We start from the raw sequence: 10434 nt of genomic DNA on the forward strand, positions 1-10434 counted from the left end.
GATAACTCTTAAAAAGACTTTAATAAAGACAAAAGGTTTAACGTTATTATGTTATAGTTTTCTTAAATAAACATGAAAATCAATTAATTATAATTTCGCCGTCCACTTTTTGATCTTTTCCCTCCAAACTGGTCTAATTTATAAGAAAAGCTCAACAAAAAATATTGTTTCAACACTGTACTTTGATTATCCTGAATCACATCTCCGAAGGCTGTTCGGGAGGTATTAATATTTTGATCTAACAGGTCATAGGCAAATAGTTTCACCAGACCTTTATCTTTTAAAACCCGCATCCCAATGCTCATGTTCCAGAAAACAGAACTTTTATCGAAATCATCACTGACGTTTCCGTTATATGAATATGAAATATCGTTCCCCCAAATTACATTTTTAGGCCAAAAGGTTGTCGTCCTGACCCCCGCGCTATGTCTTGCAAATCGAACCTTGTCCCTGTTCTCTAAAGTATAAGAAGCATTACTATAGGTAAGCGCATAGTTTGGAGCAACATCAATTAATTCTTTGTAGTTATAATTAAATCCAATACGCGGTGTCAGGTTAAAGGTTTTCGAAGTAAATTCAATTCCATTACTAAAATTGACATTGTTATTGTATGATGCATTCAGGTTTAAATTGAATTTTATCTCATAAACACTATCTTTCTTAACCTGTTTATTGAAGGATCCACCCAGTCCTATCGAATAATCACCATCGAGGTTGGTATATGTGGTTGTCCTGACCAGGTTTTCATCTGTAATGGTAATTCTGGCAATTTTATCATTAGCAAGTCTTAAATTAGTATTAACACTAATGCCCATCTTTTTTTTCCAATCGTAATTATTGTAATACATGGATAGGTTATGACTAACGGTTGCATTTAAATCGGGATTTCCGACTCGAATATTTGTCGGGTTTATTCTATTTTCAATTGGCTGGAGCTGATTGACATTTGGCACCCTCACATTGGATCGATAATTTAAATGGACCTGTTTATTATTTTCTAACTGGTACCTGAACCTTCCACTAAAAAAGAAATTATTGAATTCTTTATCAAACTGCACGTCTTGCAATTTATCATCATTGCTCATTTGTGTGTTTTGCCAATTACCATCAATTCCAACACTCAATTTTTTTCCGGCATAATTAACTCCAACCGATGCATGTTGTCGTATGTTTTTAAAAATAAAGTCAGAACTTAATTCTTCATTGAACTGAGTATATTCTTCCGTTATTTCATCATAATCATTGACGATGATTTTATTTTTCTGAACATTTGAATTATAGTTATATTTTGTATCCAAGAAAAGTTTCTCTACAATCGGTTTTCTATAATTGACATTTACACCATACCCATCGGATCGATTACTTCGTGTTGTTAACTGTCTCACCTCTTCTTGTGAAGGATTATCACCATACAATTCTCTAAAGGTATTCAACTTCATCAACCCGTTATTGATGTTATTAGCATTGTTAAACCCCATGCTAACATAGCCCCCTTTGTGGTCCAGACGTTTAATGATGTTGATATTGTTATTAAAACTTTTTCGATCATTCTCTGATACGTTTTCTGTTGCACTTTCATTAATAAGGTTTCCATCTTCATCACTTGATTTTTGAGCACTCGTATTGGCGGCAATATTCTCAGTGATATTAAATCTCGGAGCCATGGTAATTCTAAGGGTAGAATCTAATTCAAAGGCAAAACGAGCATCGGCATTGTGGGTATCTGCATCTGAATCGGATTTAGACAAGCTTTCTGTAAAATAATATCTATCTGGTAATATATTCTCTCTTGACGTTTTAGATTCATTAAATGTACTGCTACCCGAGTACATATAATTGGCTCTTACATTTGTTTTGTCCTTAAAGCGATTGGAATAATTAGTTCCTATATTACCAGAGTTTGTGATCCCTGATCCACCCCCTACACTAACTCGATTCATGGGCCCTCCATACATATCATAGATTCCATCCATAGAAAACCCCGTGTTATTAACATTATTGGCACCTCCGATGATACTCATCCGCTCTGCATCCTGAAAAAGATTGACCATTCCATTTAACTGATACTTATCGTCGGTTCCATAACCTGCGGCTAACCTTCCGAAGTACCCTCTATTTTTACCTTTCTTAATGGTTATGTTCAATGTTTTGTTTTCCGATTCAGATTCCTTACCAGTAAACTCTTCTGTTTCTGTTTTTGTAGTTGTAAACTGAATTTTATCTACAATTTCTTTGGGCAGGTTTTTAGTGGCGATTTTAGGATCACTACCGAAAAACTCCCTCCCATCGACCAGAATTTTATCTACCTGCCTCCCGTTTACCATAATTTTCCCGTCGCTATCGACTTCGACGCCGGGTAGCTTCTTTAATAACTCTTCTACATTGGCATCGGGTCGGGCCTTGAACGAATCCGCATTGTATTCAAGGGTATCTTTTTTTATGGTAATTGGCCTTCGCTCTGCTACAACGCTTACTCCTTCCAGCTCCTCCATTTGTTGCTCCATTAGAACCTCTCCCAGGTCTAACGGAGTCTTTTTAAGTGCTAGCAACTTCTTGGTTGTTCCATACCCCGCGTAGGAAATAAACAGGTTTACGCGATCTAAGGAAGAGACCAGGTCGAGTTCAAACGAGCCGTCTTTTTCTGAAATAGTGTATGAAATTAGCGTACTGTCTTTGACACTTTCCGCATAGACGGTTGCTGCCTCCAGTGCTTCTTTCGATTGTTTTTCTTTAACTACTCCTTTTATGGTATATTCCTGAGCGAGTATAAAACTACTGCATAGGAATCCAATTATAAAAAAATAATTTCGCACTTTGGTGTTTGGGTTGGTTTATATATTTTACAATTAGAGTCCTATTTATCGTAAATGGGTGCCTTCATATATGTTATAATTTTCTTAAAAAATATAGAAAAATTAATCTAAGTACATCATACTACTTTTTTTCTTTTTACCTCCAAACTGATCGAATTTAAACGTAAAACTCATCATAAAGTATCGCTGTAGAACTGTACCTTGAAAATCCTGAATGTAATCGGTTCCGGTTGATCTTCTGGTATTGTTATTCTGATTGAGCAGATCGTAAGCTAATACTTTTAAAGTGGCCTTTTCCTTAAACATTTGCATTCCCAAACTCATGTTCCAGAACAAGGCATCTTTGTCAAATCCCGGTCCGACATTACTATTATACGTATAACTAATATCATTCCCCCAGATAAGATTTTTCGGCCAATAGGTCGTTGTTTTTAAAGTCGCTCTTTGGGTTACAAAATTGATGTCATCTACAGCACTTAAATTATACCTGGTATCGGTATATCCGAATTCATAACCCGGTTCTAATTCGAGCATTTCCAAAAAATTTAAGGTAGTTGAAATTCTTGGAGTTATGGAATAAGAATTACTTTCCAGTTGCTCTCCGTTACTAAAGCTTACTCCTTTGTTATAATTAAAATATGGTTTTATATTAATCTTAGCCGTGAAGGTACTATCCTTTTTAAACTGTTTTGAATACCTGGCGGACCCGTAAATGGAATAATTACCATCTATGTTGCGATATTCTGTTGTTCTTATAAAGTCTTCATCGGTAGTGGTTACCGCGACAATTTTATCAGTTTCAGCCCGTAGGCTTGCATGGAAAAACATTCCCGTTCGTTCCTGCCAATTGTAATTATTAAAACTCAAACTAAGGCTATGGTTTGTCGAAGGATTCAAATCGGGATTACCAATCACAATATTCAATGGATTACTAACATCCGGCACAGGCTGTAACTGACGAACAGATGGCATATTTAAATCAGAGTAATACCATAAGGACATACGCTTCCGCTTATCGAAACTATAATTAGCATTGGCGGTGAATAATAAGTTTTCGTATTTATTATTAAAGGTGGTACTCTGCAAAAAATCTTCATTATCCAGTTCGGTAAAAAAGTACCTGGCAGACAATCCAAATCTGAACTTCTCCCCATTTCTTCTAAATCCTGCTTCAGGGTAATGCTGTTTATTCTCAAAGTTAAAATCAGAACTCAAGAGCGTATTAAAATCGTCATAGACTTGTGATACTTCATCGTAATCATATACACTTTTTTCATTCTTATTCATTGCGTTTCGGAAGTTATATCCAAGGCTTACAAAGGTCTTTTTGGAGAGTGGGTGATTATAGGTAAACCCTAAATTATAGCTATCGGTTGTAGCATTGGTAAATGTTTGTTGATCGAGTTCTTCATCTGAAGGGTTATCACCGAAAACCTCTCTTCGGGTATAAAAATTGGACACATTCATGTTTTCGGTATTATTATTTGAAAACCCAAACCTTATGTATCTTCCAATGGTATCTAACTTTTTGAAGATATTCAATTGATTCGTAAAATTACGTTGTTCGCCATTACTGACGGTTCTACTTCTGTTTCTATTAATCAGTTCATCCTGATCACTGATACTCTCGGTAGCACTTATGTTCTCGGAATCGGTATTATTAACGCTCATTGCCGGCTGTACCGAGATCCTTAGGGTTTCATCGATATCGAATTCAAGATTCGCAGCTCCTCTATGCGACTTGGTAGTACCTTCAAAATTAGATTCGGAATTGGTAAAGAAACTACCATCCGGCAAGAAGTTTTCTCTATTGGTTCTCTGATCATTATAGGAATCACTTGAAGTAAAAAAATAATTAGCATCGAGCTCATATTTACCTTTTTTTGCATTTGCATAGCTGGCACCAAGGTTTGAGGTTGTTACTATTCCCTGTCCAAAACCAAAAGACATCCCTCCTACAGAAAATGCCCCATTGGAATTGAATGAGATCCCTCTACTGGTATTACCTACCATATCGTAAATCTCATCGAACGAAAACCCGGCATTATTGATATTATTTGCTCCTGTAAGTATACTTACCCGTTCTTTATTATTGAAATAATTTAAAAGACCGTTGAGTTGATAGCGGTCGTCGGTACCATAACCTGCGGACAATCGTCCCATCATTCCTTTGTTCTTATCTTCCTTGATGGTAAGGTTAATAGTTTTTGTTTCTCCATTACCCTCCTCTCCTGCGAATTCCTGGGTTTTTGTTTTGGTATCGGTAATCTGAATCTTACTAATAATTTCTTTTGGAAGGCTCTTGGTTGCTACTTTGGGGTCGTTACTAAAAAAAACCTGCCCATTGACCAATACCTGATTTACTTCCTTTCCGTTGACCGTTATTTTACCTTCCGAATCGATCTCGACCCCAGGTAGTTTTTTCAGCACATCTTCGACGGTGGCATCTGGTCTTGTTTTAAAAGAATCTGCGTTAAATTCTAAAGTATCTTTTTTAATGGTAATGGGAATGCGTTCCCCAACAACACTTACGCCATCCAATTCCTGCAATTGAGGCTGTAGTAGAATATCGCCAACCTCAAATTTCGGTTTATTCAGCACGAACTCTTTCATTACGGATTTGTACCCATTATAGGTAAAAAAGACGTTTACTTTAGGTTCGGAGGTTTTGAAATCGAGTTGAAAACCACCGTTATTCTCGGAAATGGTATATGAAATCAGGGTACTATCTTTTATGCTTTCCGCATAAATAGTTGCTGATTCCAGTAATTGTTGCGATTCTTTTTCCTTAACGGTTCCGGTTATGGTGTAATCTTGCGCAAAGATTAGACTACTCGTAAAGAGTAGCAATAAAGTACATAATCTGATCATTTTTTGATTGAATTTTCAACAAAACTAAAGCATTAGTTCAACCAAAAAACTAAGAAAGTGTTAAAAAATTGGTTATGTTTCCCTATTTTTTCCTAAAATATACCTGAATCGGCACTCCGTTAAAGTCAAAATTTTCCCTCAGCTTATTTTCGACAAATCTTCTGTATGGGTCTTTAATGTACTGTGGTAAGTTCGCAAAAAATGCAAACTGAGGTGTTGGAGTTGGTAATTGAGTACAGTATTTAATTTTAACATACTTCCCTTTCGCCGCAGGTGGTGGCGTCTTTTCAATTAGAGGAAGCATGGTATTGTTGAGTTTAGAAGTTGATATCTTTTTACTTCTATTATTATAAACCTCAACGGCCGTTTCTATAGCCTTATAAATACGTTGTTTGGTAAGTGCAGACATAAAAACGATTGGCACATCGGTAAAAGGTTCTATTTCTTTTCTGATTTTACGTTCAAAATCTCTAATGGTATTGGTTTCTTTCTCTACCAGATCCCATTTATTCACTAAAATAACGACTCCTTTTTTATTTCTTTCTGCCAGCCAGAAAATATTAGAGTCCTGTCCTTCAAATCCTCTTGTTGCATCGATTACCACTAAGCACACATCGGCATGTTCAATGGCTCTTACGGATCTCATTACAGAATAGAATTCCAGATCTTCTTTTACTTTGGCTTTTCTTCTGATTCCTGCGGTATCTACCAAATTAAACTCAAACCCAAAGCGATTATAACGTGTATCTATACTATCTCTGGTGGTACCTGCAATATCAGTAACTATATATCTGTCTTCGCCGATAAGTGCATTGATAAAAGAAGATTTACCTGCATTTGGCCTTCCAACGACAGCAAATCGTGGCAATTCATCTTCTTCCTTTTCTACGAATTCCGGAAGGGCTTCCACTACTGCATCCAATAGTTCACCACTCCCACTTCCGTTAATACTTGAAATGGTATAATATTCACCCAGGCCTAATGCATAAAACTCAACAGCATTTGCTTCCCTGGTTGCATCATCCACCTTATTCACAGCCACGAAAACCGGCTTCTCAGCCTGACGTAGTAATTTAGCAACATCTTCATCCATTCCTGTCACACCGACCTCTACATCGACCACAAAAATCAATACATCAGCCTCGTCTATGGCAAGTTCTACTTGTTTATCAATTTCCTGTTCGAAAATATCATCACTTCCAACAACATAACCTCCCGTATCTATCAAAGAGAACTCTCGTCCGTTCCAGTCGGCTTTTCCATAATGACGATCGCGTGTAACCCCACTTATGGAATCCACTATCGCTTCTCTTCTTTGAATCAATCTATTAAACAAGGTAGACTTCCCAACATTTGGTCTTCCTACTATGGCTACAATACCACTCATAAACAAAAAATTAGGTTGCAAAGGTAAGCTTTACATCCTTAAGTTAAAACATGTATTACAAGTTATAAATTTCGAGTACTATTATTTTATTTCAAACAATCTTGACAGCCTATACCAACTCCCTTTTAAACGAGCCATAAATAACTTATTATTAACACATTATATGACATATTATTCGGAACTTTAAAGTTGCTATTAACCAACATAAAACAACATCATGACATCATTAAAAAGAATACTTCTCGTATTCACCATCGGATTATTCACATGTGCTGTCACTGCACAAAACGACAAAGACCAAAAAATAATTGACGACGCCAAGACTGCCAAGGCTTCCTTGTTAGATGCCAATCCTGACCTAAAGGATTTTTTTGATAATTCTGCAGGCTATGTTATTTTTCCAAATGTAGGCAAGGGCGGATTTATTGTTGGAGGAGCTTCCGGAAACGGTGTGGTCTATGAAAAAGGAAAGATGATCGGTATGGCCGGTTTGAAAAAGCTGAATGTTGGCCTGCAAGCCGGGGGCCAAGCCATTATTGAAGTTATCTTTTTTGAAACGCAAAATGAACTGGATCAATTTAAAAAAGGTAAATTTAAGTTTGATGCCGGTGCATCTGCCACTGCGATTCACTCGGGAGAATCGGTTGATGCCAAATATTCAGAAGGTGTAGCTGTATTCACGCATACCAAAGGTGGTCTGATGGCTGAGGCCTCAGTGGGTGGACAAAAATTCAAATACAAAGCATTCAAGGAATAAAAACAATAAAGGCTTGGGAAATCCAAGCCTTTATTTTTGATTATATCCAAACCTTCTTAATTGGTTGGTATTACTTCTCCAGTTTTTATTTACTTTCACATAGAGTTCTATGTGCACCTGTTTCCCGAAAAACTTCTCCAAATCTTCACGGGCTTGCATCCCTACCTTTTTCAAAGCAGTTCCTTTATGTCCGATAATGATCCCTTTTTGAGTTTCACGTTCCACCATAATCACGGAACGGATACGAATAATTTTATCATCTTCTAAAAACTCTTCCGTTTCAACCTCCACTGCATAAGGAATTTCCTTTTTGTAATTCAGCAATATTTTTTCACGGATGGTTTCGTTAACAAAAAAGCGTTCCGGTTTATCCGTTAACTGATCTTTTGCATAAAAAGGTGGTGAATCTGGTAATAGCTCCACTATTCTATTGAAGACTTCCGGTACATTAAAATTGGTTAAGGCGGAAACCGGATATATTTCAGCTGTTGGCAATTTTTCTTTCCAATATGCTACTTGTTCTTCCAGTTGCTCCTGACTTGATTTATCAATTTTATTCAACAGTAATAACACTGGAATTTCAGAATGCTGTAAACGCTTGAAGAACGCCTCATCTTTTAATTCTTTTTCACCGATCTCCACCATATAGATCAGTAAGTCTGCATCTTCAAAGGCGGATTTCACAAAATCCATCATGGATTCCTGCAATTGGTATGCAGGTTTGATAATACCCGGAGTATCTGACAGGATCACCTGAAAATTATCGCCATTAACGATTCCGAGGATTCGATGGCGTGTAGTCTGGGCTTTGGAGGTGATAATGGAAAGCTTTTCACCTACAAAAGCATTCATCAGGGTTGACTTCCCAACGTTCGGGTTCCCTATGATATTTACAAAACCAGCTTTATGATTACTCATGTTTTACTTTTAATTGATTAAAATAGCTATTCATGGCCAGATTCATTTTTGGAGCCAGCCATAATACTGCAATCATATTCGGGATACTCATCAGGGCAAATGCCAAATCTATGAGCCCCACCACCAAATCGACAGAAGCTACTGCTGCAAAGATAATGCTGATGATATAAATAGCGTTATAATACTTGCCTATTTTTGGTCCGGCGAGATAGTTGAGGCATTTTGTTCCGTAATACGAATAGGTAAACAAGGTCGAAATCCCAAAACAAATGATCATAACCATGAGCAGTTCATCTCCAAAACCATGCATTAATTTCTCAAAAGCGGACAATGTAAGGGCGATTCCATTGCTCTCTGCCTCTATATACACGCCACTGATAATAATAATCAAGGCTGTAATGGTACAGACAATGATTGTGTCAATAAAGGGTCCGAGCATCGCAACCAAGCCCTCATGAACGGGTTGATTGGTCTTTGATTGCCCGTGATACATTGGAGCGTTCCCTACACCGGATTCATTAGAAAAAACAGCTCGTCGAATTCCCAAAAGAATTAACCCCCACAGACCACCCTGGGTAGCGGTTTGAATGTTAAACGCCTCGGTAAAAATCAATTTGAATGATGGTGCAATGGCTTCCGCATTGGTAGCCAGAATGTATACGGCTGTCAACATATAAAGCACAACCATGAACGGGACAATAGCTGTGGCTGCTTTCACAATTGACTTCAAGCCACCATAGATTACAAAAATGGTTATGATGGTGAGTACGACACCGATTACGAGTTTCCAATAAAACTCACCCAGACTCAGGTATTGCTCGGGGTTTATTACTTGTACTACACTCTGAGTTAACTGATTTGCAGTAAAGGCCGGTAGCACTCCTACCAAACCAGCGATAGAGAAAAACACTGCAAGAGGTCGCCCGTATTGCTTTAGTCCCAGCTTCATGTAATACATTGGTCCACCGAGCACATTTCCATGCTCGTCTTTTTCTCTTAACAGAATGGCCAGGCCACAGGAATAAAACTTAATTGATGCCCCAATAATCGCGGTGAGCCACATCCAAAACACAACTCCCGGTCCACCGAAATAAATTGCTATAGCGACCCCGGATATATTTCCAAGGCCGACGGTAGAGGCCACCACTGAAGATAGTGCTTGAAAATGACTTACCTGACCACTATCAGATTCATGATCGTATTTACCTCTGATCACATCGATAGCATGTTTAATATGCAGGTATGGTTTAAATCGGGAATAAAAAACTAAAAAACAACCTCCCCCAATGGTAAGGACTAACATAATCCACTCTGTATAGCTTGTAATATGACCAATAGCTTCGGTTAATTCTTTCATCTATAACTTGTTATTGCGCTGGTAAAATTGTATATTAAAGATAGGTGAAGATATATAATTTATTTCAAGGACCGACTAAGGATTAGGTTGTTGCATTTTATCAATTAAAATAAATTAATTTTTATTTGGTAAACTTTAAAATGGTTGTATATTTGCACTCGCAAGATCGCGGGATAGAGCAGTAGGTAGCTCGTCGGGCTCATAACCCGAAGGTCGCTGGTTCGAGTCCAGCTCCCGCTACAAAGTAAACCAGCTAGAAATAGCTGGTTTTTTATTTTATAGCAAAAGCGATGTTTACATCCGCTTTGGAGATAAATAAAAAACAAGATGC

At 37.5% G+C, this 10434-nt stretch carries 6 protein-coding genes and 1 tRNA gene; 2 read left to right on the forward strand and 5 right to left on the reverse strand.

The window, feature by feature from the left end; genetic code table 11:
- Nucleotides 1-83: 83 nt before the first annotated feature.
- The 3 genes from BM361_RS16520 to der all read right to left on the reverse strand — a co-directional run bounded on the left by BM361_RS16520 (nucleotide 84) and on the right by der (nucleotide 7071).
- Entirely contained in the window at nucleotides 84-2813 is a 2730-nt protein-coding gene (locus BM361_RS16520) for an outer membrane beta-barrel protein (RefSeq protein ID WP_074980236.1), read from the reverse strand.
- A gap of 102 nt (nucleotides 2814-2915) precedes the next feature.
- Nucleotides 2916-5684, reverse strand: a complete 2769-nt coding sequence (locus BM361_RS16525) for an outer membrane beta-barrel protein (RefSeq protein WP_074980238.1) — start codon at nucleotides 5682-5684, stop codon at nucleotides 2916-2918.
- An 82-nt stretch (nucleotides 5685-5766) separates the two neighbouring features.
- On the reverse strand, nucleotides 5767-7071 hold the full coding sequence (der, locus tag BM361_RS16530) for a ribosome biogenesis GTPase Der (RefSeq protein ID WP_038269031.1): 1305 nt from the start codon (nucleotides 7069-7071) through the stop codon (nucleotides 5767-5769).
- A gap of 217 nt (nucleotides 7072-7288) precedes the next feature.
- Between der and BM361_RS16535 the strand changes: the two genes are divergently transcribed.
- Nucleotides 7289-7828, forward strand: a complete 540-nt coding sequence (locus BM361_RS16535; protein ID WP_074980239.1) for a lipid-binding SYLF domain-containing protein — start codon at nucleotides 7289-7291, stop codon at nucleotides 7826-7828.
- 30 nt (nucleotides 7829-7858) lie between these two features.
- Here the strand turns inward: BM361_RS16535 and era are convergent, their stop codons facing one another.
- The gene (gene era / locus BM361_RS16540; RefSeq protein WP_074980240.1) at nucleotides 7859-8746 is read right to left on the reverse strand and encodes a GTPase Era; all 888 of its coding nucleotides are present in this window, start codon (nucleotides 8744-8746) and stop codon (nucleotides 7859-7861) included.
- Nucleotides 8739-10103: an alanine/glycine:cation symporter family protein gene (locus BM361_RS16545; RefSeq protein ID WP_074980241.1), complete on the reverse strand. Its 1365-nt coding sequence runs from the start codon at nucleotides 10101-10103 to the stop codon at nucleotides 8739-8741. Before BM361_RS16545 ends, era begins: the two co-directional genes overlap by 8 nt.
- A 167-nt stretch (nucleotides 10104-10270) precedes the next feature.
- Here BM361_RS16545 and BM361_RS16550 point away from each other — a divergent pair.
- Nucleotides 10271-10343: transfer RNA gene (locus BM361_RS16550), tRNA-Met, on the forward strand.
- Nucleotides 10344-10434: the final 91 nt, after the last annotated feature.

Origin of the sequence: Zhouia amylolytica (genome assembly GCF_900116365.1) — a bacterium.
Classification (GTDB): Bacteria; Bacteroidota; Bacteroidia; order Flavobacteriales; family Flavobacteriaceae; genus Zhouia; species Zhouia amylolytica.

What these genes read in the sequence shown, in the direction of transcription:
- BM361_RS16545 (WP_074980241.1), bottom strand. Translation starts at nt 10,103, where the DNA reads ATGAAAGAATTAACCGAAGCTATTGGTCATATTACAAGCTATACAGAG.
- BM361_RS16535 (WP_074980239.1), top strand. Translation starts at nt 7,289, where the DNA reads ATGACATCATTAAAAAGAATACTTCTCGTATTCACCATCGGATTATTC.
- der (WP_038269031.1), bottom strand. Translation starts at nt 7,071, where the DNA reads ATGAGTGGTATTGTAGCCATAGTAGGAAGACCAAATGTTGGGAAGTCT.
- BM361_RS16525 (WP_074980238.1), bottom strand. Translation starts at nt 5,684, where the DNA reads ATGATCAGATTATGTACTTTATTGCTACTCTTTACGAGTAGTCTAATC.
- era (WP_074980240.1), bottom strand. Translation starts at nt 8,746, where the DNA reads ATGAGTAATCATAAAGCTGGTTTTGTAAATATCATAGGGAACCCGAAC.